The 23,318-nt window shown below is 55.8% G+C and carries 21 protein-coding genes and 1 tRNA gene; 4 read left to right on the top strand and 18 right to left on the bottom strand.

Annotation, left to right across the window (positions count from 1 at the left end; all coding sequences use genetic code 11):
* Positions 1-8 precede the first annotated feature (8 nt).
* Positions 9-1,001, bottom strand: coding sequence for a TRAP transporter substrate-binding protein (locus tag AC5TBW_RS18145; protein WP_495509898.1), 993 nt, complete (start codon positions 999-1,001; stop codon positions 9-11).
* 83 nt (positions 1,002-1,084) lie between these two features.
* Complete coding sequence (locus tag AC5TBW_RS18140) at positions 1,085-1,849, bottom strand: SDR family oxidoreductase (protein WP_495509897.1); 765 nt, start codon at positions 1,847-1,849, stop codon at positions 1,085-1,087.
* A gap of 327 nt (positions 1,850-2,176) precedes the next feature.
* Here AC5TBW_RS18140 and AC5TBW_RS18135 point away from each other — a divergent pair, with 327 nt between their 5' ends.
* Entirely contained in the window at positions 2,177-2,884 is a 708-nt protein-coding gene (locus AC5TBW_RS18135) for a GntR family transcriptional regulator (RefSeq protein WP_495509896.1), read from the top strand.
* Between the two features lie 53 nt (positions 2,885-2,937).
* Here the strand turns inward: AC5TBW_RS18135 and AC5TBW_RS18130 are convergent, their stop codons facing one another.
* Positions 2,938-3,864 carry a YihY/virulence factor BrkB family protein gene (locus tag AC5TBW_RS18130; RefSeq protein ID WP_495509895.1) on the bottom strand — a complete coding sequence of 309 codons (927 nt, stop codon included), beginning with the start codon at positions 3,862-3,864 and terminating at the stop codon, positions 2,938-2,940.
* Between the two features lie 396 nt (positions 3,865-4,260).
* On the opposite strand from AC5TBW_RS18130, the gene AC5TBW_RS18125 reads away from it, so the two are divergent.
* Positions 4,261-6,039, top strand: coding sequence for a methyl-accepting chemotaxis protein (locus AC5TBW_RS18125; RefSeq protein ID WP_495509894.1), 1,779 nt, complete (start codon positions 4,261-4,263; stop codon positions 6,037-6,039).
* A gap of 99 nt (positions 6,040-6,138) precedes the next feature.
* Here the strand turns inward: AC5TBW_RS18125 and AC5TBW_RS18120 are convergent, their stop codons facing one another.
* From AC5TBW_RS18120 to AC5TBW_RS18110, 3 genes are read right to left on the bottom strand one after another with little or no spacing between them, the layout of a single operon-like run.
* Positions 6,139-7,401, bottom strand: coding sequence for a TRAP transporter large permease (locus AC5TBW_RS18120; protein WP_495509893.1), 1,263 nt, complete (start codon positions 7,399-7,401; stop codon positions 6,139-6,141).
* On the bottom strand, positions 7,398-7,922 hold the full coding sequence (locus tag AC5TBW_RS18115) for a TRAP transporter small permease (protein ID WP_495509892.1): 525 nt from the start codon (positions 7,920-7,922) through the stop codon (positions 7,398-7,400). Before AC5TBW_RS18115 ends, AC5TBW_RS18120 begins: the two co-directional genes overlap by 4 nt.
* A complete protein-coding gene (locus AC5TBW_RS18110) occupies positions 7,923-8,918 on the bottom strand; it encodes a TRAP transporter substrate-binding protein (protein WP_495509891.1) in 996 nt (331 codons plus the stop codon).
* 145 nt (positions 8,919-9,063) lie between these two features.
* On the opposite strand from AC5TBW_RS18110, the gene AC5TBW_RS18105 reads away from it, so the two are divergent.
* Positions 9,064-9,140 (top strand) — tRNA-Arg (locus AC5TBW_RS18105).
* Positions 9,141-9,311: 171 nt separating this feature from the next.
* On the opposite strand, the gene AC5TBW_RS18100 is transcribed toward AC5TBW_RS18105, so the two are convergent.
* Genes AC5TBW_RS18100 through AC5TBW_RS18090 form a run of 3 tightly spaced genes read right to left on the bottom strand, consistent with a single transcriptional unit; the run spans position 9,312 to position 10,966 of the window.
* On the bottom strand, positions 9,312-10,016 hold the full coding sequence (locus AC5TBW_RS18100; protein ID WP_495509890.1) for a hypothetical protein: 705 nt from the start codon (positions 10,014-10,016) through the stop codon (positions 9,312-9,314).
* 10 nt (positions 10,017-10,026) lie between these two features.
* Positions 10,027-10,818, bottom strand: coding sequence for a DNA adenine methylase (locus AC5TBW_RS18095; protein WP_495509889.1), 792 nt, complete (start codon positions 10,816-10,818; stop codon positions 10,027-10,029).
* The gene (locus AC5TBW_RS18090; protein WP_144814150.1) at positions 10,769-10,966 is read right to left on the bottom strand and encodes a Com family DNA-binding transcriptional regulator; all 198 of its coding nucleotides are present in this window, start codon (positions 10,964-10,966) and stop codon (positions 10,769-10,771) included. Before AC5TBW_RS18090 ends, AC5TBW_RS18095 begins: the two co-directional genes overlap by 50 nt.
* Before the next feature lie 190 nt (positions 10,967-11,156).
* On the opposite strand from AC5TBW_RS18090, the gene AC5TBW_RS18085 reads away from it, so the two are divergent.
* A complete protein-coding gene (locus tag AC5TBW_RS18085; protein WP_495509888.1) occupies positions 11,157-11,567 on the top strand; it encodes a hypothetical protein in 411 nt (136 codons plus the stop codon).
* A gap of 18 nt (positions 11,568-11,585) precedes the next feature.
* Here AC5TBW_RS18085 and AC5TBW_RS18080 read toward each other — a convergent pair whose 3' ends face one another.
* From AC5TBW_RS18080 to AC5TBW_RS18040, 9 genes are all read right to left on the bottom strand, one after another.
* Positions 11,586-13,538: a phage tail fiber protein gene (locus AC5TBW_RS18080; RefSeq protein ID WP_495509887.1), complete on the bottom strand. Its 1,953-nt coding sequence runs from the start codon at positions 13,536-13,538 to the stop codon at positions 11,586-11,588.
* Positions 13,539-14,414 carry a hypothetical protein gene (locus AC5TBW_RS18075; protein WP_495509886.1) on the bottom strand — a complete coding sequence of 292 codons (876 nt, stop codon included), beginning with the start codon at positions 14,412-14,414 and terminating at the stop codon, positions 13,539-13,541.
* A 1-nt stretch (position 14,415) separates the two neighbouring features.
* Positions 14,416-15,852: a hypothetical protein gene (locus AC5TBW_RS18070; RefSeq protein WP_495509885.1), complete on the bottom strand. Its 1,437-nt coding sequence runs from the start codon at positions 15,850-15,852 to the stop codon at positions 14,416-14,418.
* Positions 15,849-20,882, bottom strand: coding sequence for a hypothetical protein (locus tag AC5TBW_RS18065; RefSeq protein WP_495509884.1), 5,034 nt, complete (start codon positions 20,880-20,882; stop codon positions 15,849-15,851). The genes AC5TBW_RS18070 and AC5TBW_RS18065 overlap by 4 nt, the downstream gene beginning before the upstream one ends.
* An 11-nt stretch (positions 20,883-20,893) precedes the next feature.
* Positions 20,894-21,229 carry a DUF1799 domain-containing protein gene (locus AC5TBW_RS18060; RefSeq protein WP_495509883.1) on the bottom strand — a complete coding sequence of 112 codons (336 nt, stop codon included), beginning with the start codon at positions 21,227-21,229 and terminating at the stop codon, positions 20,894-20,896.
* Between the two features lie 32 nt (positions 21,230-21,261).
* Positions 21,262-21,585, bottom strand: coding sequence for a hypothetical protein (locus tag AC5TBW_RS18055; RefSeq protein WP_495509882.1), 324 nt, complete (start codon positions 21,583-21,585; stop codon positions 21,262-21,264).
* Between the two features lie 82 nt (positions 21,586-21,667).
* Complete coding sequence (locus AC5TBW_RS18050) at positions 21,668-22,597, bottom strand: phage tail tube protein (RefSeq protein ID WP_495511989.1); 930 nt, start codon at positions 22,595-22,597, stop codon at positions 21,668-21,670.
* Between the two features lie 17 nt (positions 22,598-22,614).
* On the bottom strand, positions 22,615-23,022 hold the full coding sequence (locus tag AC5TBW_RS18045) for a phage tail terminator protein (RefSeq protein WP_495509881.1): 408 nt from the start codon (positions 23,020-23,022) through the stop codon (positions 22,615-22,617).
* Entirely contained in the window at positions 23,022-23,312 is a 291-nt protein-coding gene (locus AC5TBW_RS18040) for a hypothetical protein (RefSeq protein WP_495509880.1), read from the bottom strand. Before AC5TBW_RS18040 ends, AC5TBW_RS18045 begins: the two co-directional genes overlap by 1 nt.
* Between the last annotated feature and the right edge of the window lie 6 nt (positions 23,313-23,318).

The raw sequence follows: 23,318 nt of genomic DNA, 5'->3' as shown, positions 1-23,318 counted from the left end.
CAGGGTCGTTATTCCGCTTTTTCGATCAGCGAAACGAGTGCTTCGCCGTTCGGGATTTTTTCAACATACTCGTCGCGGATCGGCTTCATAGCTTCTTGCCACGGCCCTTTGTCTTCGATTTCGATGATCGTCGCGCCATCGGCAACGGTCTCATCCAGTGCTGCCTGATCGTCACTCTTACGCATTGCTGGTAGCTCCGCCTGAACCTCCAGTGCCGCCTCAGTAATCACCTCCTGGTAGTCCTCAGGCAGACGCTCCCACCAGTTCTGTGCCACCACCCAGGTGCCCATAGCGAAGATGTGATCGGTTTTCACATAGTACGGAGCTACTTCGTAGAAGCGGTTGGTCAGGTAGTTAGTAGCAGTGTTATCAAAGAAGTCGATAACGCCGGTCTGCATAGAGTTATAGATTTCAGGGGCGGGAACGGGTGTTGGGTTGGCACCAGCTGCTTGCCAGGCATCGACGTGCAACGGGCTCTGGATGACGCGCATCTTTTTGCCCTGGATGTCGTCGATCGAATGAATCGGAAAGCTGCTCATCAACTGACGTATACCGTTGACTGAGAAGCCGAGGAGATGGAACCCCTGCTCTTCAAAGTTGGCTGAGAGTTCTGCGGTCAATGGTTCGCTGAGCGCCGTTGCCTGCTCCTCGCCGTCGATCAGATACGGTAGATCAAGAACCTGTACCTCGGGCACCCAAGAGGTCAGTACAGAGCTGGTGATGATGCCCATCTGAACCGAGCCCAGTCGAATGCCTTCGGCAGATTCACTTTCTCCGCCCAGAACGCTGTTAGCGAACAGCTGGATATCAACATTATTGTCCGTGCGCTCACGCACCAGATCGGCAAACTGTTGCGCCGCTACATATTTGGTATTGCCCTCCGGCACATCGAGCGAGAGCTTGGCATTGTAATCTGCTGCTAGAGCGGACGTGCTGCTGATGGCGAACGCCAATGCCGTCAGCAAAAGGGGTGTTGTGGTTAAAGCGTGTTTGATTTGCATGAGCCTAGTCCTTGTATGTTGTTATATAGGTCGTTCATCCGGTCATACCGGTATTGTTATCTTTCGCGGGTTTTAAATTGCCGTTAAAGAACGGCCAGCATGCCGCCGTCGACGTAAATGATTTGGCCATTTACGTAGCTCGACGCCGGGGATGCGAGATAGACCACCGTCCCAACAAGATCTTCGGGGACGCCCCAGCGCCTGGAGGGGGTACGGCCAACGATCCAGTCATTGAATTTCGGATCGTCAACCAGTGGCTGGGTCATTTCCGTGATCATGTAGCCTGGACCGATGGCGTTGGTCTGGATATTGTGCTCCGCCCACTCCGCTGCCATGGATTGGGTCAACAGACGCACACCGCCCTTGGAAGCCGTATAAGCGCCCACTGTTGGTCGTGCGACTGAGCTCATCAGCGATCCGATATTGATGATTTTGCCGCCCGTGCCGCGCGCAATCATTTGGCGGGCAACATTGCGACCCAGCAAGAAGGTGCTGGTCAGGTTTGTGTTGATCACGGTGTCCCACTGGTCACGTTCGAGCTCGACCAACGGGCGGCGAAGCTGCATGCCAGCGTTATTGACCAGGATGTCGATAGTAACGCCATCGGCATCAAGTGCTGCCAGCGCCTGCTCAATGGCAGCTTCGTCGGTAATATCGAACGATGTGGTCAACACGCTATGACCTTCTTCGGAAAGGGCATCGCGTGCTGCTTCGAGTTTGTCGTGATTTCGACCATGAATGATGATTCGAGCGCCTGACTGAGCCAGCCCGCGAGCCATAGCGAGACCCAGCCCGCCAGATGAGCCAGTAATAAGGGCTGTGCGGCCTGTAAGATCGAACAAGGACATCTTTCTCACCTCTTATATCATTGTTTTTAATATGAACTACGAGTGAACACTTTTACTAAGTGCGCTAAGTCATTATTGGTGAATGATTTAAATCACCTGAAATGCCAAGTGAGTAGCCATTGATGTGAGTTATTTAGAAGATCTGACTTTATATATTTAGACTAAAAATTATTATTAAAGAAATAACCCATTAAAAAGTGATGGCCTACTTAAGCGCTATTGACGTGTGGTGTGCATGTGTTCTGATTGGAAATATATTGGTATATATCTTGATATACTATGATACTTATGTCTAATGAGGCTCTATTTGTTTGGGATAAAAAAATAATGGTCACTAAAACATCGCCTTACGGGATGTCCCAGGGAGAGCAAGCTTATGAGAGAATTGAGTCACTAATCGCCCACATGGAGCTCAAACCCGGTGAGACGATGACGATGGCCGACCTGCAGGAGCGGGTATCGCTGGGTCGCACACCAGTACTTGAAGCAATCCGCAAACTTTCCGATGACACTCTTTTAGAGGTACGCGCTGGGCGTGGCGTTCGGATTACGCCAATTGACTTGCATCGTGAACGGCGATTGTTAAGAATCCGGCGCGATATCGAATGTTTTGTCGTTGAACTGGCTATTGATAACGCCAGCAGCTTGGTACGAAGTCAGTTGAACCAGCTAGCCCGCATGCTTCGGGAATTAAAGTCGGGCAGTGATATTCGCCCCTTCAACGAACTCGACAAGCGAATGGATCAGCTCCTTCTGGAGGCTGCCGACGAACCGTTTGTGGAGCGAACATTGCGTCCACTGCACACGACGTTTCGGCGGCTGGGGTATCTTTACCAGAGTCACCTGGGGAGTGAGCGTACCGTGCAGGAAAATATCCAGATGCACGTGGACATGCTCGACGCAATCATCGAGCGTGACACCCCTAAAGCACTAAGTGCGACCCACCTGCTGATGGACTTTATGGAAGAGATGTTCGTACCGCTTGAGCGGGATCTTGCTCCTTCCTATCTGGATATCAACATCAAGCCCTTTTAAGGGGATGTTGCAGCCAGAAGGCTTCTCCTGGTGGGCCGCCAGTCACTGGTTACTCAATCGAAGCGAGTAATGGGCTGTCGGCTAGGGTCGGTGTGCCAGGGCAGGCCAAGGCGTGAATTTCGCTCCAGTTCGGCGATCACCTGGGCGCCCAGCAGCAGTATGATGGCACCCACTTCCAGGCTGATCAGTACGATTACCAGCGTAGCCAGCGAGCCGTACACGGCGTTAACGAACGAGAGATTGGCAAAATAGTAGACCAGTAACAGCCGTACGCCTTCCCACAGCAGCGCCGCCACGAAACCACCCACGATTGCCCGGCCGATGGCGATGCGCACCACCGGGAGTACTTTATAGATAGCGCTGAACATCAGAAAAACGCCAATAAAACTGGTCAGATTAAGCACGGGCTCAGAAAACCCCGCCAGCGGCAGTTCGCGCGCGAATAATAAAAATACCAATGTATTGAGCGAGCTGGCCAGGGTAACCACCAGTGTGAGCACCATCAGCGCGGCCCCGAGTACCACCATGAAAGCGTACGGCAGCATCACGGAAACCCATACCCTACGCTTGATATGCGGGTTCTCCGGCGCATGAAAAATGATCGCCAGGGCATCTTCCAGCATGCGAAAGGCAAAGGAGCTAAACAGTAATAGAATAGGAAAACTCAGAATGCCGACCATATCCCGGGAATCGAGCAGGCTGCGCACGGCATCAAGCAATACCTCGGCATGGGCGGGCGCCATATGGCGAGCCTGAATAGCGAGCACATTGAGAAGATGCTGCTGATCCACGACTTTAGTTAACAGCACCACGAGCAAGGCAAAAAGTGGCACGATGGAGAGCAAAATATTATAGCCGACCCCACCTGCCAGCAGGACGCCGTGATTTTTCAGGAAGTTGCGTAATACGCGCCAGGCAAAGTGAGCCAACTGAGGGAGCAGGAGCAAGACAGCGTTAAAATATGCGTGTTTTCGAGCCATGCTTGCCATTCTCCTTGTACACTTTGGCCATGATACGCTGATGGCAAGTAACAGGGGCAACTATCAAGAAAGTCAGCAAACGAAAGGGCGGGTCAAGGCGGGACACTAAAAACAAAAAGGTCGCCCTGACCAGGCGGTAAATAGGTCAGGGCAACCGAAGATCGTGGTTAAGCAACATGCTTGAAACGGGCCATCCTTGGCCACCACTCCACCACCATGAACGCATTGGCCCGTTATCACCTTAACCTAGGTTATGAAAATAGCCATTGATCCCTAAATAGTTGCATATAAAGCAAAAAAAGACGTAAAGAGATTAAAGCTGGGACAATCCAGGCCGATTTATTACAAAAATAAAACTATAAATTCTCCCTCAAGATTGATCCTGGAATATGCCTAATGTCCACTCCAAATGCTCCCCCTAAGCGCAGCCTGGGTTTACAAACCAAGGTGCTAATGCTCGTACTGCTCCCCCTTTTGTTGGTGACGGTAGCGCTGGTCGGGTTTAAAGCCTATAGCAGCGCCGAGGACACTCGCGCTGCGCTAGCGGAACAGCGCGAATTATTGATTGAAGAGCGCCGCAATGCGGTAAGGGATATCGTTCAGATTGCGACCACGGCCATCGCGCCTATTTATGATCAGGCCGGTGCTAATGACGAGGAAGCGAAACAGCAGGTAGCTGAACTGGTGCGCTCCATGCGCTTTGAAGACAACAACTACATTTTTATCTACGACTATGAGGGTAACAATATCGTCACGGCGCCCGCGCCGGAGCGTGAAGGTACCAACATGATCGATGCCCAAACCCCTGATGGCACCTATCTGATCCGAGAGATCATCAAGGTTGCCCAGAGTGGCGGGGGCTTTTATAGCTACGTATGGGATTACCCCGGTACCGATAGGGTTGAGCCCAAGCACTCATTCGTTGATCGTCTTGAAAAATGGGACTGGCTGATTGGTGCCGGGGTCTACGTCACCGATGTTGATGACGCCGTTGCCGAGCTTGAAGCCGCCGCCGCGGCTGATTTGCGCCAAGGGATTATCGTTGCCTCCCTGCTGGGCCTGGGCCTTTTCGTTGTGATTGCCCTGCTGGCATTCGGCTTTGTAAGTCGCACGCTGGGGCCGATCAGGCGCACCAGTTCCGCCATGAGCGATATCGCCCAGGGTCGCGGTGATTTAACGCGTCGCTTAGCGGTTGAAAGCGGCGATGAGATTGGCGAGCTTGCCGTTCAGTTCAACGCCTTCGTGGCCCGCATGCAGGATACGCTGCGTGATGTGCGCACCAGTACGGTGAGTGTGCATCAGGCGGCGGGCGAAATCTCGCAAAGCTCTGAAGAGCTAGCCACCCGTACCGAACAGGCTGCGGCCAATCTGCAGCAAACCTCTGCCTCAATGGAAGAGATCACCTCCACCGTCAATCACAGTGCCGACAACGCCCAGCAGGCCAACAAGCTGGTGCAGTCCACAGCGGAAGTCGCCCGCGAAGGTGAGGCCGCGATGGGGCAGGTTGAGACCACCATGCGTGATATCAACGACTCCGCTTCGCGCATCAGCGACATCATCAGCATGATCGATGCGATTGCCTTCCAGACCAATATCCTCGCGCTCAACGCCTCGGTGGAAGCCGCGCGAGCAGGTGAACACGGGCGTGGCTTTGCGGTCGTCGCGCAGGAAGTGCGTATTCTGGCCAGCCGCTCTAGCGATGCATCGAAAGAGATTCGTACGTTGATCGATGCCTCGGTTCAGCACACCAACTCGGGTGCAAAATTGGTACGAAGTGCTGGCGATACCATGCGTGAGATCGTCTCCAGCGTGGCGAAGGTGACCGATGTCATTGGTGAGATCACCGCCGGTGCAAAAGAGCAGAGCAGCGGTATTGGCCAGATCAACACCGCCGTGGCCGAAATGGACACCATGACCCAGCAGAACGCCGCCATGGTGCAAGAGTCGACCACCGCCGCCACTAACATGCGACGCCACGCGGAGCACTTGAACCAGCTCATCAACTCCTTCGTTCTCGGTGAAGATGAGCCTGCTCAGCGGCATCAAGCGCTTGCGTCTCCGGCTTCGTCGGCACGTGGCGGCGCGAATGCCCTGAAACGCCCGGCGCTTTCATCGCAGCCCGCAGCGAAGCCGTCATCCACCCACGCGTCAGAAGATGAGTGGGAAGCGTTCTAACGCTGCTGGTCGGTGTAGCAGGGATTAGCTAGCAGGTATAAAAACGGGGCTTGCCAATGGCAAGCCCCGTTGCGTTAATGCCGATCCAGATGAGCGTCGTTAATCGCCTGACCAGCCCAGCAAAATCGGCACATAGACGACCAGTAACAGCACGCCTATCAGCCCCAGCATATAGGGCACAATTGCCCGGGTAATGCGCTCCAGTGGCAACTGGGTAATCGACGATGCCACATAGAGGTTGATCGCCACCGGCGGGGTGATCATGCCGATCGAAAGCCCCACCACGATAATCAAACCAAAGTGGATCGGATCGATGCCCAGTTGCAGCACCAGCGGCAACAGCACTGGCGTCAGGATAATCAGCGCGCTGGCGGTTTCGATAAACACCCCGGTGAGCAGAATAATCCCCACGATCAGCAGCATAATCACGTAAGGGTTGGTCGAAAGCGACAGCACCGCCTGGGCAATCGCCCCCGGCACCTGCCAGCTTGAGAGCGTCCAGCTCAGCACCGCCGACATCGCAATCACCAGCATAATCACCGCGGTGGTCATCGCCGAACGGATCAGCAGCTTGTAAATCTGGGGCAGGTTAAGGTCACGATAGACAAACAGCGACACCAGCATGGCGTAGTTCACCGCCACGACCGCCGCCTCCGACGGTGTGAAGATCCCCGAGAAGATACCGCCGAGGATGATCACCGGCGTCATCAACCCCCAACTGGCATCTTTAAAGGTATGCCAGATGGTGGTTAGCGAGAGCGGCGTGCCCTTGGGGTACTGGCGCTTGTAGGCCTGGGCAATCGCAATGGCCATCAGCCCCAGCCCCATCGCCAGCCCCGGCAAAAAGCCGCTCAGGAACAGCTTGGAGACCGACTGCTGGGCGATGACCGCGTAGATGATCATCGGCACCGAGGGCGGGATCACCACCCCGATCGTGCCGCTGGCGGCGATCAAACTGGCCGCCGAGGCCGGGTCATAGCCTTTACGCTTGAGCTCCGGCACCAGGCTGGAACCCACCGCTGCGGTAGTGGCGGCGCCAGAGCCGGAAATCGCCGCAAAGAACATGCCCGCCATCACCGAGACCACCGACAGCCCACCGCGCATAAAGCCGACCAGCGAATCGGCAAAGCTGACCAGCTTTTCGCTCACCTTGCCCTGGGCCATCAAGTCCCCGGCCAGGATAAACATCGGGATCGCGACCAGCGCAAAAGAGTTGATGCCCTGGAACATCTGCTGGGTGACCACCATTAGCGGCACACCGGACTGATAAAGGGCATAAAGGGTGCTGGCGCCAATCGCAAAAGCAATCGGTACGCCCAGCAGCATAAACAGGAAGAACAGCCCAAAGAGCAGCAGCGTCATAGCGGCTCCTCCTGAACGTGGGTCGTTTCATCGCCCAGCAGCAGTTCAATGATATCGACCAGCGCATACCACGCCATGATCGCCGCGCAGATCGGCATCACCGCATAGACGTAGGTCATCGAGAGCCGCATCGAGGCGGATTTCTGGAAGCTCTGCACCTGCATGTAGCGGTAGCCGATCACGATCAGCGTGATCATAAACGCCAAAACAATCAGCAGAGCAGCCATGCGCGCGATTTGGCGCAGGCGGCCGGGCAGGGCATCCACCACAAAGGTGACGGCAATATGCCGCCCGCGCTGAAACGCCAGGGTGCCCGCCAGGAAGGTGATCCACACCAGCAGAAAGCGGGCGACCTCCTCCGTCCAGCCGACGGCGGTGAACAGCACGCGCGAGACGATCTGCAGGGTAATCACCCCAATCAGCGCCGCCATGCCCGCAAAGACCACGGGCTGGATGATGGCATCCAGCCCGCGCTCGATTCGACGCAGCAGCTTTAACAGCGGTTGAGTCGTGGTGGTCACTTACTTGAGCGCCTCCTGGATGCGCGGCAGGTAATCACCGAACTGTTCGCCATACTTCTCATACACTGGCTTGACGGCGGCTTGGAAGGCTTCCATATCCGGCGTGTCGTTGATCTCCATGCCAGCATCGCGCAGGGCTTGCAGCTGCTCGCTCTCCATCTCTGCGTTTACCTGGCGCTCGTGCTCGGCGGCTTCCTGCGCGGCTTCAAGCAGGACTTCTTGGGCCTGTTCCGGCAGTTGGTTCCAGGCGGGCATACCCATCACAAAAATCGCTGGGGCGTAGGTGTGGCGCGAAAGGGTCATGTAGTTCTGGGTTTCATCCAGGTTGAACGAGTGAATAACGTTCACCGGGTTTTCCTGACCGTCGATGGTGCCCTGCTGCATGGCGGTAAGCGCTTCGGTCCACGCCATGGGAATCGCGTTGGCGCCCAGCTCGCGGAAAGTGTCGGTGTACACCGGGTTTTCCATTACGCGAATGCGCAGGCCATCCAGGTCTGCCGGAGTATTAATCGCCCGCTCGCTGTTGGTCAGGTTGCGGAAACCGCGCTCGGCGTAAGCCATGCCTTTCAGGTTCACCTCTGAAAGCTTATCGAGCAGCTCCTGGCCAATCGGGCCATCGAGCACGTCATAAGCGGCTTCCGGAGAGGGGAACAGGAACGGCAGTTCGAAAACCGCCATCTCTTCCACAAAGTTGGCCACCGGCCCGTTGGTGATCACGCCCATATCCACGGTGCCGATCTGCATGCCTTCCAGCAGCGTGCGTTCATCACCCAGGGTGGCGTTGGGATAAATCTCGATATCGACCTTGCCGTCGGTGCGCGCTTCCACAAGCTCTTCAAACTTGGTGGCGGCGATATGGAAACCATCCTGCTCATTGACCACGTGGGCCAGGCGCAGGGTAACGGGGTCCATATCGGCAAAATCAGCGGCGTTCGAGGCGCTGACCAGCGCCAGTGAGATGCCCAATGCCAGCGTGCTACGTGCAAATGTTTTCATTTTATTGTGTTCCCGATTTTTCTAAGGTGCAGAAGTGCTTCCAAAGCATGCACTAGAGAAGGGAAAAGGGTCAATTGAACAAGCCCGCAAAACCGCTTCGCGGCTGGACACAGCCGCCCCGCACGGTTACGATACGCACCCACAAGCGCCCGTAGCTCAGTTGGATAGAGTATCGGCCTCCGAAGCCGAGGGTCGCAGGTTCAAATCCTGCCGGGCGCGCCATAATTTCAAGGGCTTACGTTAATGCGTAGGCCCTTTTGTTTTGCGTGTGTCAAATCTGTGTCATCAGTGTTGTAAGCGCGCGCCGCATTTGGCATATGTTAGCGGGATAATTGGCACAGCAGTCTGCTAACTTTCTTGTCAGTTTTTGCGACTTATTTGGCACCTCGTCAGCTATTGCTTAAGAATTGCGAAACGCCTTTCCCAATTCGCTAACGACACGTCGCTGAAAACCTCATTTAAGCTTTCACCAACAATAGCAATATCGCAAACCTCAGATACTGATGAAGCGCGAGTAGAGACGTTTGCCATAGCTTCCACAGCTACCCTCACGTTATTTAATAGCGCATCCTTCAAATTCAGGTCAGCGCCAGGCATTTGCATCCCTGATTGAACCTCTTCTGTAAGAACCTTAGCTTCATCAGCAGTGAAGCTACTAGGGGAGATACAAATAGCTTGTCCCGTGCCAAGTATACGGAAGCCCTCTACACCCCAAAAAGGATGAAACATAGCGATGCGATGAGCCAGATTATCGTCGTCAAGGATAGCGATGTAATTAAAAACCCAAGAGGTACTGGATAACGCACTACTTACATCGTGGTGATGCGAGTACTGAGCTTTAAATCGTTCCCGAGCTTGAAGGATTGCGCCTAGGACTTGGTCAGTGTTGTGAACGCTACCAGCTTTAACAAAATTTTTTACTTGATCCAACAGCTCAACTCTTCCAGCACCGGTTATTACACCCAGTGGTGTGCGAATAATTTTTTCAGCCTCTTGATGAATAGGCGATATATCACCATTTGAATTGATCATAACTTCAGCTTTATCTGAAGCAATCAGTCCAATCTTTCCCATGTCCATCGCAATTATTAGCGTCATACTATTTTTCCTAAAACAACCCTGCCGGTTCGGCCTCTACATCCCAACTGAAGATCAGCACTTCTTTGGCATCTGAGCCTTTGCCGCCGCCAACGGTGTAGCGGATATCGGTGGTTTCGATGTGGTAGCCCGCGAAGATCCGGCGGATGTCTGGGTGGTCGTTGAGGCTGATGATGGCCTTGCCTTTGAGCTTGGCCAACATGCTCGCCATCTCCTCGTACTGTTCTATGCCAAAGGGTACCCCATATCCTTCTGTCTGCCAGTAGGGCGGGTCCATATAAAAGAGCGTGTGTGGGCGGTCATAGCGCTCAATGCAGTCCTGCCAGCTTAGGTGCTCTATAAAGGTGCTTGATAGTCGCAAGTGGGCCGCTGATAGCGTCTCCTCTAAGCGCAGCAGGTTCAAGCCTGGTGGTGTGGTGGTGGCAGTGCCAAACGTTTGGCCTTCGATCCGGGCACCAAAGGCGTTCTGCTGTAGGTAATAGAAGCGCGCAGCACGCTGTATGTCAGTGAGCGTTTCGGGCCGTGTCATCTTCAACCATTCAAACACTTGGCGGCTGGAAAGTGCCCACTTGAACTGCCTAACGAATTCTTCCAAGTGGTTCTGCACGACACGATATAAGTTAACCAGGTCGCCGTTAACGTCATTAAGCACTTCTACTTCGGCTGGCGATGGGCGTAGAAAGAATAGAGCAGCCCCTCCTGCGAAGGGCTCTACGTAGCACTGGTGCGGCGGCATCAGCGGGAAAATACGATCAGCGAGGCGGCGCTTGCCGCCCATCCAGGGAATAATTGGGGTAGCCACGAGGCATCTCCTTTGGTGGTTTGGAGCTCGTGGCTCTCTGTTGATTTAAGTGCCTGCAGCGCGGGCACTTTATTTCTATGAACTGGTAGTCGCTGACGTTGGCCAGCTTGCGATTGCACTGCTTACAACGGATTTCTATTAACACCATGTCAAGCCTTCTAACGTTCTAACGTTTGGCTTAGACTGCCTGTGCCTCGCGAGGCAGGGGAGTCTTGGCCGACTTGCAGGTGTGTGCTGCTTGTTGGTGGCCACCTCCGGTGTTACAGCACCTTGGGTGGTCACTCCTCTTTGTGCATTAGGATGACCTAACGATCACTCTCTCTGAGGCACGATTGATTATGGATATTTCTCCTAATAAAGATGGACCTGAGTACGATGCCATCCGCAAAGATCTTTTAATCTGTCATCAAAACCGTGCTTGGCAGGTGATTCAATACTCTATCACCATCCAAACGGCCTTCATTGCTGGCTGGTACTATGCTCTTTTTGAGGCTAATCGGCCTTTTCTGGCATTGGGAGCTACTATCTTCAGCTTCCCTATTATGTTCCTGCTAAAGCAAGCCTTGGAGCGTTACAATTTCCTAATGGATCAAGCCAGCGCTGCTCTCAGGGGTAGAGATATTTACCGCAGTGATGATCAGGGCACGGCTCCAAAAGCCGCTATAACGAGCCAGCGTATAATGTTGGTCATTCTTTTTGCTAATGTTGTCCTATTCGGCTTTACGCTAGGCATACACATAAGAGGTTAGTACGCCCGGCGTGGGAACCTAGGCCTCGATCGTCAACGCATGCCTGAACAAATTGTCAACTTGCTCATCTGTTAGCCCTAGCGCAGAGGCCAGCTCTATCACGGTTTCACTTAAACGCCGGAACTCAGTCGCCTTTTCCCAAGCTCGGCGGGTTTTATTTGTCGTTTCAGGCTTTGTCATTTCCGCTTCGACCTGTTCATACAAACCGGAATCATCAAGGGCTTGGTGCGCCTGAAATGCACTTACCTTAGTCGCTGCGCGCCAGCGCTCGAGCTGCTCAATGCGGGCTTGCTCTTCTTGTTCAGGGGTTAACGGAATAGGCGATTCTGGGGCGTCATCAGGGTGTTCACTAGTGGGCGGCTCGGGCATGCTTAAACGCAGATCCACCCAGCGCCCGGCAGGTATATCCATGGGCTCATTAGCGACGACATCGCCGGTATCAGTATCCACCGTTTTAGAGAACGTGCGCACCGTGATAGTGCCATCCTGCGCCTGCTCCGCTTCTACGACACAAAGCCGATTGCCGTTACTATCCTGCGGCACTTCAACCGTCCAGCCGTTTACAGCAAAACCGAGCGACCCAGTGACGGTATACACGCCCACCGCATCATGTGTTGCGGTGACGCCTTGGGCCTCACCATTAGCCGCCCCCGATCCCGCTTCTTTAAAGTTTTGCTCTTCGCTTATCGACGTTTCAGAAGTGTTAGATAGTCGGTAAATAGGAGAAGCCTGTTTAATGAAACCATTACTATCAACAGTCGTATTTGCTGTAGAGCGTACTTGGCTAAATGCTTGCGGGTTAGTGTCAGTGGAAGAGCGAAACCACAGCCGATTATCTCGGAGCATCATTTGATAAATGCCACCGCCGCTCGTTCTTGTCTGAATCATACCTCCTATAAAAGGAGTAAACGGCCAGTAAGCGGATGTTTGACGTGAGCTATCAGCACGCCAAAAGCCGTTCGCAGATTGGCCGTTATCAAGGTTAACGCCACTTGGGCTGTAGTTGTCCGTTACTCCTAGACCGTATGCACCATCTAATAGCAGCCCTGGTCCATCACCTGTCACACCTCGGCCAGCTACATTGATAATTTGAAGTGCAGTTTGCAGCGCTTCCAGATCGCCAATATTTGCTTCTGACAATGAAGCAACGTAAGCCAGCGCTTTCAGCGCTGTTTTTTTCTCGTATTGAGTGTGCGGGTCTGTCTGTTCAGTGTGCGCCTGAACGGCGGCAGTCGCTGCACCTTCGCTTTGTCCAGCTGCCGTTTCGGCTGCCTCTTGAGCAGTCTCAGCGCCTTCTCGGGCGGTCTGGGCTAAGCCTCTCTCTTCGCCTGCATCGGTCGCGGCCTGCTGGGCTTGAGTCTTGGCAGTCTCAACTGCGTTTAGGTCGCCGTAGAGCGCCTGGGATTCATTTTTGGCCTGTACTGAGGCATCGGCAGCGGTGATCGCTGTATTGGCAGCCGTGTTAGCTGTGGATGCTGAACCCGCAGCAGCACTGGCTGAGTCGGATGATTCACCGGCTTTCGTGGTCGCTGTACTGGCAGCCGTGCTAGCTGTGGATGCTGAACCCGCAGCAGCACTGGCTGAGTCAGAAGCTTCACCGGCTTTCGTGGTTGCTGTATTGGCAGCCGAGCTGGCTGTGGATGCTGAACCCTCAGCGGCACTGGCTGAGCCCGATGCTTCATCGGCTTTCGTGGTCGCTGTACTGGCAGCCGTGCTGGCAGTGGACGCTGAACCCGCAGCGGCACTGGCTGAGCCAGCAGCCTCATTGCGCAGTGTTTGGCACTGCGTCACATAGCCAGCCGCCGCCTCAGCGTTGCTCTGCGCTGACAGCCCCATGGCCACCGCTTGCTGTAGGCAGGGGATAAACCGAACGGTATAGCCCAGGCCATCCAGGCCCGTGTCCGGGTCGGCGTCGTCGGTGTAGGTCTGGCCGTTGCCGCCTAGCTCTTCGGGAAACGTTACGCTCGCCATTTATAGGATCTCCAGTAGTGACACCGTGTTTTCATAGTTCGCGTGATACGGGTAGTTAATGGGGTTCAGCTCGGTTTGCTGTGCCAGCATGGCGCGGGCAAAGTTGGTCGGTGAGGGTACTGGCGACCAGAGATAGAGGATCTCGCCCACCACATCTTGGGTGCGATGCAAGCGGTGAACGCGCAGGAAGGCTTCGTCTTCGGTTAAGTTGCTTAGCTGGAAGTTCACGGTGCGTTTCGGCGTCACGCGGCGGGCGTAACCTGTGCGGGCAAGATCGCCTGCGCGGGTGATCTGAGTGCCGCTGTCGTAGCCATGCTGAACGTTATAATCGAGGTTCTTAATGGGCTGCCAGACGTCAGCGAGAACGACGCGACCCATGATGATCGCTCCTGTTGGGTTGCCAGTATCCACCAGCTCCACATGCACGCTGCTGGCCAGTAGGCGCTCGGGAAAAAGCACCACCATCAACGGCGTGTAGTTCATCCGGTCGTCTTCTGATAATCGGCGGTTCCAAAAATTGTCATTGCCCCATACCACATCATCCAGGCCGTAAAGAACGGGCCAGACATTTTGCCAATCGGTGTCATAAATCAGATCGGTTTGCTCAACATCACGATACACACGCGCACGAACCGTGGCGGCGGCGCTCATATTGTGGGCAGGGATGGCCAGCACGTGCAGGCGCTGACGCTTAGTTAAAGTGATTGAATATTGCGTGTCCGCCGGGTCGAGTGACGCCGATTTGGTGACCACAGATAAGCGGTCATCTTTCACGTGCTCAAGCGGCAGCGTACCTAGCCACTGGCCACCGCTAACCGTTGCCGCATCGATGTAATTGGGCCAGCACAGCGCGATTTTATTCGGATCAAGTGCCATGTTAGCCCCAGAGGTTCAGTGAGAGTTCGTCGGTTTGCGCGTTGAGCCGGTAGCCTGTAACGCGCATAGCGCGGCCATTACCGTAGCCTTGGCGCGGCGTAATCAGCGTTAGATTGCCGCCCACGGTGGGCAGTGGTGCCTCCAGGGCTTCGACCTGGACGCTATCGCGACGCACACTCAATAGCGCCAATACGCGCTGAGCCACGGCCTGACTTTGCGCATAGCTGGCCAACACGCTGTTAATGATGATTTCACCGGCTAATGGATGGCGGTCACGCACCGATTGATCGGTGGCCACCACGCGCCGTGTTTGCCGCGCAAGGCGAGCGCGACGCGCTTCTGAAACATTGCTATCAAGATCAGCTTGGATGGTCTCAATGCGATCGCATTCAAGGGTGACGCGCCACACCGGAAGGCCACCTTCACCTGCCCCGGTCGCGCTTCGGCTGATCGCTTCAATGGAATAATCGTGTATAGCTTCGTCAGTGGGCTCGGGGGATTCCCAATCGCCCAGGCGCAGCACCTGATCAGGCTGAACGGCTAGCCAACCACCGATGCTTTCAGCGATGCGATCGAGCAGCTCAAGCGTGTTAGTTTCGGTGGTGAGATAGAAGCGCACGGCACCATAGTCATTGAGAGTGGCCACGTCGCTTGTGTGCAGCGTATAGCCACGCGCCGCTGCCAGTGATTGGGCCACAGCACCGGCTCTTGGGTCGCTCTGCTCGGCATCCACCGTCAGCGTGCCTTCGGCGTTATCGCCAATGCGGATATAGCCCTGGTAGGCACGAAAATCACCGGGGTCTGGGGCCGTGTTTTGCAACTGCGCCAGGCTGGTATAGACGCCACCGTTATCCAGCGCGACGCCGCGATCGTAAACCGCCGTCACTGTGCAGTCTGAAAGCGATGACACCTGGTAGATGAGCTTGGCCGTGTTGACCAGCACGGGCTGAGCGTTGCGCACTTCACCGAACACCAGCGGCTTGGGCTCGCCTGCTATATCGTCCTCAGTCCCTTCCAGGCCGTTGGGCAGCACGTTATCGCCCGCGTAAGTCTCCATCGGGTGGGGCGATCGCAACGGCTCCAGTGGGTCACGCAGTACCACCGACACTTCGGTGTCCGAAAACGCCAGGCGTGCCACCGTCCCAGTGACCTGGGGAACACCGGCAAAGGCCAGAATCATTTCGCGGCCATCCACGGCGTAATCAGCGAGATAATCTAAGCCGCCATCAGCATTGACCAAGGTGGTTTCGCCATAGCCAGAGCGGCTCTGCTGGAGCAGTTGACCCGCGTAAAGGCCCGCTTCGTACAAGCCAGGCTGTAGGATGCGCGGGTCGTAGAAATTGTCGTCATCATCCAAATAAATGCCGAGACTAAAGCGCAGCGTTTGCGGCGTGTTTTCTTCGTCAAGCGCTTGAATGGTCAGCGTCCAGGTGCTCATCGTTTCGCCGCCTCCAGCCGCTTGTCGTCTTCCATGCGCTTGAGCATCTTATTGCCGCGCTCAGTGGCTGCGATCTGCTGGGTCGCGGCTGCACCACGTTGGTTATTGGCCGCTGCCAGGTGTTTGTTGCTGGCACTTAACAAGCGGTTAAGGTCAGCCCGTAGTTGCTGATTCTCGCGCACCAAGTCGCGCTGCACTTGCACGGCATCGTTGTTGCTGAGCAGCGGGAAGTTAGTCAACGGCATGGATGATGGCGAACGGGCAGGCAGATCCCGCAGACGATCAGCCGTCTGGGCGGGTACAACCATTTCATCGCGGTGCAGCTCTGCCACGTAGCCGTCGAACGGCACGTTCCAAAGGCCTGTCGCATGTGAGCCATCAAGTCGTGCCGCTTTGGCGCGCTCTTCATCAGCGCGGGTTTCATTGCGGTAAGCAGCGGCGTATTCGCGACCGTAGAGGTATTCCAGGGAATCCCGACCAAACACCTTATTGAGGTGCGCGAGCATGTCCTCCCACTCTTTATTGGTGAACACGCCATCTTTCATGCGGTTATCAATCAACCCCGAGATATTGCCTGCATCGCGTGAGTCGATACGGCCACTCAAGCGGCTTGCTGTCTCACTGTGGCTTGCTGACGCCGACTCAAAGCTAGCCGCGTTTGAGAGGTAACCTTCGATAGAGCGTTCGCGTTCAACGCGGTCACGCTCGGCCTGCTCAGCCGCTGCTTTCTCGCGCTCAATCCGGGCAATCTCATCGTTGGCAACACCTAGGGCGTTGATCGAATCTTGTAGACTCACCATCGTTGAGTTGAGCGACACAAACTGGTCAGTGGTGCGGGTCATTTCACCCACCAAGCCGTTCAGCTCGCGCAGCTGGTCGCGGGCCTGTTCTTCCAGGCTTTGCGTATTGGCTTCGGTGCCTTCATTTGAGCGGTTTAATGCTTCAAGGCGACTGATCGTGCCGCTGCCATCAGTGTCCAGTTTTTGGAAGATGCGCTTTAGCTCGGCATCGCTGGCCATCCCTGCAAATGCGCCGTAAAACTCATCCCAATCGATCAGACCAGAGGCATCGAGATCGATGCTCTCAAACAGCGGGTGCAGTGAAGTGGCGATGCCGCCGGGCAGTTGTTCTACGGCTTCTTGCAGTGCCTCGCGGATCTCATCAGCCAGGTACTGCTCAGCACTGATCGACTCCGGCAGCGCTCGGATAGCCGCATAAACGTCGTCTTCAATGCTCTGGCCAGCGGGGCTGCTGGCGTTGAATGCTCGGTTGGCTTCCAGCACGCGATCGGCGTACTGAGTGATGACTTGCATAGCGTCGCGGTCGCCGTTTTCGGCCAGCACTAACTGGCGGGCGAGCTGCTCTTGCGCTGTAGCCAGGTTGGTTTCAGGCGCGCCGCTGGTCGCTTGCTGCTGATCGAGCCAGCCCGCGTTTTGGGCAAACTGCTGGTTGAGCTGGTCACGCACGCTGGCCAGCTCGCGCTGATAGTTCTGAGCCGCTGCCGTGGCGTTCTGCTGCGCGGCGATCTCATCCTGAATGGCCCAGATACGCTCCTGCGTCGGGCGTAGAGATTCGTCGATCGTTGCCAGTTCGCGTTCACGCTCAAGGGCCAGGGCGCCTTCCGCATCGCCCATTAGGTTGAGCAGCTCGATCTGCTGGTCAAACGCCTGGTTGCTGAACACCTCATAGGCGCGGCGGGTCTGGTCTTCAGCGGTGGCCAGCGCATCGCGAGCGGCGCTTAATTCGTCAGTGAAGCTGCGCACGCCGGTATCGGTCTGCCCAAGCATGTCCTGCAACTGGTCAAACGCACCGCTGAGCTGCAACAGTTGGACGTAGTTACGCGCACCTGAGTCAGTGTTCTGATTTTGCGCCTCGACCAGGGCGCGGAACCCCGCTTCGTTCGCAGGCAGCGCCAAGCCCATGGCGTTGAGCGATGCTGTCAGATCCTCTTGCAGGTTCGCGGCACGCTCGGCTTCGCTGAAATACGCCTGGTAATACTGATCTTGTAACTGAGTGAGCTGATCAACACCGCCCGCGTATTCGGCAATATTGCTGGCCGCCTGATAGGCACCGGCACTGGTGGCATTGAACTGGAGATTCAGGCGATCCATGCTGCCAGCCAGCACCGTGTGCGCCTGCTGGCCTAGCTGGGCTTGCTGAACCACCTCTTCAATACCGCCGCTCAGGCCGCGCACGAACTCCCCGAACTGACCGCCGAGCGCATCCAAGGCGGCACGTGGGCGTTCGTTCAAGGCAAAGTCAATGATGTCAGCAGCGCTGCGGCTCGATGTTTGCAGCCCCTGTACTGCACTGCGCATTGCCTCCAGCTCTTCAGGCGTCTGGGCGATCGAAGCGACCAGGTTGTCCATTTCGACCGATGCGGTGGTCAGCTCTGCGGCCCAGTCTTTGGAACCGGTACCCGCACGCTGTAGGCGTTCAGTGCCCTGGTTCAGGAAGCCGGTATAGCCCAGCGCGCTCTGACCGTAGAACTCGCCATCATCCTGGTGCTCGAATGTGCCGCTGCCGATATTGCCAGTGGTGCCAAAGCGACCGCTAAACGGTGTTTTGCCACCACCGAACAAGCTGCTAATGCCACTCACGATGCCGTCGACAATACCAAGCCCCAGCACTTCATCCACCAGCATGCCGCCTGCCACCCAAGGCATTGCCGCACTGGCCGCACCCATAAAACCACCGCCCGCGCTTGCAGCACCGGATACAGCGCTGCCGAGGGCACCGCCATAGCCTGTTGATGTTGCAGCGCCAAGCGCACCGGTGTAACCAGCCGCAGCCGTTGAAGCGGCTGAACCGCCGCCCCACAAGCCGCTGACGGTATCCCAGCCGCTTTTCAGCGAGCCCATGTTGAAGCCACCTTGTTGGCCGCCAGCGCCTGGCATTCCGGTGGTGTCCAGCCCCATCATGCCCGCTACCTGGAAGGTGAACTTCTGGGTGGTGAGCATGTGAAGGATGTTGGCGATCGTCTGCTCGAAAGCACGCTCGACGGTATCTAGCGCGCTGGTTGAGCCGTCCACTAGGCCTAGCCACGCGTCCCGGCCTGAGTCGTCAACATTGCGCAGCGTGTTATCGGCAATGGTGCCCCAAGTGGTGAAGCTATTAGCGATGCGGCTGCCCGCGTCTTCAGACTTCGCGGCAAGGTCGTCGGTGTCGTTCTGTGCATCGATGTATTGCTGCTGGAGCAGTCCCATCATCTGGATGTTTTCAGCGACGTTGCCTGTGCCCATGGCGATTGCCAGGTTAAGCGTCTGCATGTCTCGCGCTAGCTGAACCACTTCACTACGGCCAGGTCGCAGGCGGTTGTAGAGTTCTTCTAAGGCATCTAATTGGGCCTGAGTGGATTTTGCAAGCTCTTGAGCCTTGGCGGCAGCGGTTTTGCTGGCTTCACCAATTTCTGTAACCGTGGGTGTGACTTCTCGGTTACGCTCTCCCAATTGGCCAATTCGACCTTCTACAAGTGCGATAGCCGATTCGAGATTGGCAGCCTCTTGCTGTGTTGCGTTGCTGGTTTCGCCCAGCTCACGCACGGCGTTGGTTTGAGCTGTGACATCAACCCCCAAAAAGCCACCGCCGCCATCACCTTCAATTTGGCCAACCTTCAGAAACTCTTCAGCCGTCACCTCAGCCTGGGCACGCACTTCAGCCAACTGACCTACCAGCGATGTCAGCGTGAGCTGCGCAGCGGCCTGGTTCATGTCATCAAGCCCATTGGTCAGCTTGTTGACAGCAGTGGTGTTGGCATCGATCTGAGGAACCGTTAGGCCTAGCTCATCGCGGAAGGTGTAAATGGCTAAGCCCGCTAGCGCGACGGCACCAGCGGGGCCACCCAATAGCATCATTGCGCCAGAAGCGGCACGAGTCGCGCCCGCCAGTGCTGTTTGTGCAGCGGCAGCGGTACCCGATACTCCTGCCATGCGCGCCAACGCGAGCTGGTACGCAATCGTCTGCTGTGTCGCTGCTAACTTGGCAGCGGTGACGTTGGCCAGGGCAACAACGACACGCCCACCAATTAGCACCGCCATGATCTCTGCACCAGACGCCAGCGTGTCGATGTTGTCGGTCAGGAACTGAACGGTGTTACTGGCGTTGGCGAGAGTGCTCTCAAATACTTCGGTAGCCCCGGCATCACCTATGGCCAGGTAAAGCTGGTAGATAGAGTCTTCTAGGTTGGCTGATTGACCGATAAGCGTGTCCATCTGATCAGACATGGCACCTGCGAACTGGTTTTGCCCGATCTCCTGGAGGTATTGGCTAATAGCTGTGGCACTGTTTGCCACGGTGGTAGTCACGCCTTGGAAGGTGAACGAGATTTGCTCACCTTCTTTGCTGGCACGAATACCAAACTCTTTTAGGCGCTCAAATTCTCCCGTCGTGGCATCCGCTACCGCCTCGACCATCTGCATCATGTCTTTACCCATGGCAGAGGCGGTGTTGCCATAAGATCGCAGCGCTTCCAGGCTAGGGTTTAATCCTAGCGACTGCATGCGGATAAATGCTTGAACTGATTGATCTAGCGTGAAGGGTGTTTCTGCGGCAAAACCTAACAGCGTATCCCAAGCCGTTGATGCGTTTTTTATAGAGCCGGTTACGGTTTTAAGTGATGCCTGAAGCTGCTGAGAGCTGCTAACAGCCGCATAGGTGTCTGCGACAAAATCACGAACACCCATGGTGGCCATTGCAACGCCAACAGCAACTGCGACACCACGCATTTGATCCAGATGGCCAGTGACCGTTTGTGCTTGGTCGCCGGTCTGAGCCAATGCACGGCTGGCTTGGCGGCTACTGCGGTCGGTTTCGGTACCAAAGGTGCGCGCTTCGCGCTGGGTGTCGCGGAGGTGATCAGAAACGGTGGCAGCCTGGCGCCCCGGCTTTTCTAATGCGGTTTCGGCCTTTTTGCTTTCCCGCTCTGTGGTGGTACTGAATTCCCGCACGTCACCCTGGGCATCCTTTAGGGTGCCCGAAAGCTGGCGATTATCGCCAGTGAGGGTAACGCTTAGCGTTAGATTGTTGTTCACAGTCCAGCCTTCTAACGTTTATTGGGGGAATTTTTGATCACGAGTAACGCGCCGTACTCAATGAGCTGTACTTGATCCAGCCGCTCAAGTTGTTGCTCTGGGGGGAGCTGGTAGAGGTTGAGAACGCTGGCAACCGCTGACACATCCAGTGATACAAGCTCATCACCGTTCTTGTATCGCCACTGGCGGCAGCAGCGTTCAAACAGCCGCACGGCTTCCCAGTTCTCTGGCAGTACGGCGAAGAGATCCGGCTCAGCTTCCGCTGCCTCGGCCTCTTCGGCCAATTCCCCTGTCAGTGTGATCCCTAATGCAGCAACGTCTTCCTTGACCAGGTTGGGCTGAGCCACATTGGCCTCAGCCCAGTGTCTCCCTGCGTCGATCAGGTTCGCGGGCGATTCTTTTTTGAGATGCTTTCCCTGTAAGCGGCTAACAACGCAGCGCTGGCTGCCGGGTCATTCTTCACTGCGTTCAGGAGTTCCTCGCCTTGCAGGGCCTTGCCGTCTTCGCCGGGCACTTCAATGTCGCTGACTTCTACCAGCACCTGATCGAGCAGCAGCGCATCGGCAGGCAATTCAAGTAATTTGTCTTGCCCCACGACTTGGAAAACAGCGTTGAACTTACCGGACTGCTCTTTGCCGGTTTCGTCGTAGACGGTCAGTGCGACAGGGTATGAGAAGCGGCGATTAGTATTGAGTTTGAACACGGGTAGTTCTCCTGGAGATAACGGTTCGTTAAAGGCTGTTTAACCGCCGCTTAGTCAGCGGTTAATTTCTTCGCAAAAGACTTTATTTGACGGTGATGGTGACTTCGTCGTTACCGTCGATCGGCTCGGGCATGTAGTTAATGCTCAGCATCTGCTTGCCTTTCACATCTGCGTAGCTAGGGGCTTCAATGCCTACAGAGGGCATGCTGAACTCGATAATGCTGCCGGGGGTTTTACCGTGAGTGAGGGTGAGTACTCCGGTTTCTGCGTTCTGGTGAGCCTCAAAATAATCCTTCACGCTTACGCCCGGATCTTCGATCTGTAGCGTGCCCGACGGGCCGCGATCGGTAATCTCGATATCGGCACCACCGACAATCTCGGACATGTGCTCCACTTGGCCAGCCATGTTCAGCGAGAACTGGCTAAACGGTACGCTTGCACCAAAGAAGCTGAGCTGCTCTGTATTCGTGCTGTTGACCACCAAGGCTTTCTTCCACTGGGTCAACGTGACGGCGGGCAGCGCTTCTTGCGTCACGGGACTGATGAGCCCGTAAAGCGTGAAGCGAATCACCGGAATGCCATTACCATTGAGCGTGAACTCTGGTGTGCCACGCGCGCCGCGACCTTTGTGCAAGTTGCCATCCATGTGGGCGAAGAACACGCAGCTGTCTTCATCGTCAGATACGGGCGAGTAGGTGACGCTTTCCCCCTCAACAATGACTTCACTCCAGCCACAGGCGCGCAACATCGTGCCCCAAGGGGGTGGCGTGCCCAGCTCGCCACTGGTGTTCAGCTCAACTTCCACCACTACCTGTACGTGCTTTTCACCAGGTGCCTGCGGGGAATTGCCGTAGTACGGGCGCACATAGTTGCGCTCGATGTTATTACCGGCCAGCGGTGTTGACGTAATCTCTCGGGCCAACACCGCTTGCGTGGCTTCATCCGGCATTGTGGTGCCATCGTTATATGCGGCTTCCAGGGCGACGATGAGCGCCCGGCGGTTCGTCTTCATGCTCACGGTTCGTTCTCCTACCACCGGTATTCAGTGGTAAATACGTCGACCCAGAAAAGGGCGTTTGATTTAAGGGCTAGAATTTGGCCGCGCTGCCACTTGATGGCGCTATCGCAGTCGTCAGGTATCCAATTGATCAGGCTGTTCAACATCGGCTCGCGCAGCTGTGCCAGCACATCGTCGGTATTACCCATCGGCAAGTTGATGCGATTAATACCGGTGACAAGCAGCACTTCAGGCTTAACCATGTGGTCGGCGCCGGTGCTCATGTCTGTGTGTGTGACGGGCTCACGCCCTAGCACTAGCATTCGGCTCGGGTGAACCACGGCGGTTTGGGCAGCGTTTACGTCTGCGGCCAACTGCACTTTCGGGCCATCATTGAGCGCGTTTAACCGTTCCAACCAGGGCGCGAGCGAGAACAACATTACTTGGCCTCTTTCTCTGCTTGCTCATCCGAGGCCACCGCCTTGGCAGGCGGAGGGGCCTTCTCCATCACCAACGCGGGATCGCGTTCAATGGCTTTGTAGGCACTGCCTAGATCATCCAGGGTTAAGTGCTTCCAGGCGTTCTCGAAAATAACGCCACACACCTGGCGTTTTACGCCTGGTGATTTGGTCTTTACCCGCACCTGAACAGCCTCACGGGGCCGTGGTGGTGGCGCGTCTTTATCAGCGCCTTGCTTAGCCGCTGCTTTGGTGGTCTGTTTGGCATTCATGGCCAT

It is taken from the genome of Vreelandella sp. ssv, assembly GCF_059448525.1.
Note: the sequence above shows the minus strand (reverse complement) of the source record. Positions and strands in the feature narration are given on the sequence as shown.

Bases quoted from the DNA above. Each gene is read 5' to 3' on its own strand.
- AC5TBW_RS18145 (WP_495509898.1), bottom strand. From the start codon at position 1,001: ATGCAAATCAAACACGCTTTAACCACAACACCCCTTTTGCTGACGGCA.
- AC5TBW_RS18140 (WP_495509897.1), bottom strand. From the start codon at position 1,849: ATGTCCTTGTTCGATCTTACAGGCCGCACAGCCCTTATTACTGGCTCA.
- AC5TBW_RS18135 (WP_495509896.1), top strand. From the start codon at position 2,177: ATGGTCACTAAAACATCGCCTTACGGGATGTCCCAGGGAGAGCAAGCT.
- AC5TBW_RS18130 (WP_495509895.1), bottom strand. From the start codon at position 3,864: ATGGCTCGAAAACACGCATATTTTAACGCTGTCTTGCTCCTGCTCCCT.
- AC5TBW_RS18125 (WP_495509894.1), top strand. From the start codon at position 4,261: ATGTCCACTCCAAATGCTCCCCCTAAGCGCAGCCTGGGTTTACAAACC.
- AC5TBW_RS18120 (WP_495509893.1), bottom strand. From the start codon at position 7,401: ATGACGCTGCTGCTCTTTGGGCTGTTCTTCCTGTTTATGCTGCTGGGC.
- AC5TBW_RS18110 (WP_495509891.1), bottom strand. From the start codon at position 8,918: ATGAAAACATTTGCACGTAGCACGCTGGCATTGGGCATCTCACTGGCG.
- AC5TBW_RS18100 (WP_495509890.1), bottom strand. From the start codon at position 10,016: ATGACGCTAATAATTGCGATGGACATGGGAAAGATTGGACTGATTGCT.
- AC5TBW_RS18090 (WP_144814150.1), bottom strand. From the start codon at position 10,966: ATGGTGTTAATAGAAATCCGTTGTAAGCAGTGCAATCGCAAGCTGGCC.
- AC5TBW_RS18085 (WP_495509888.1), top strand. From the start codon at position 11,157: ATGGATATTTCTCCTAATAAAGATGGACCTGAGTACGATGCCATCCGC.
- AC5TBW_RS18080 (WP_495509887.1), bottom strand. From the start codon at position 13,538: ATGGCGAGCGTAACGTTTCCCGAAGAGCTAGGCGGCAACGGCCAGACC.
- AC5TBW_RS18075 (WP_495509886.1), bottom strand. From the start codon at position 14,414: ATGGCACTTGATCCGAATAAAATCGCGCTGTGCTGGCCCAATTACATC.
- AC5TBW_RS18070 (WP_495509885.1), bottom strand. From the start codon at position 15,852: ATGAGCACCTGGACGCTGACCATTCAAGCGCTTGACGAAGAAAACACG.
- AC5TBW_RS18050 (WP_495511989.1), bottom strand. From the start codon at position 22,597: ATGAAGACGAACCGCCGGGCGCTCATCGTCGCCCTGGAAGCCGCATAT.
- AC5TBW_RS18045 (WP_495509881.1), bottom strand. From the start codon at position 23,022: ATGTTGTTCTCGCTCGCGCCCTGGTTGGAACGGTTAAACGCGCTCAAT.
- AC5TBW_RS18040 (WP_495509880.1), bottom strand. From the start codon at position 23,312: ATGAATGCCAAACAGACCACCAAAGCAGCGGCTAAGCAAGGCGCTGAT.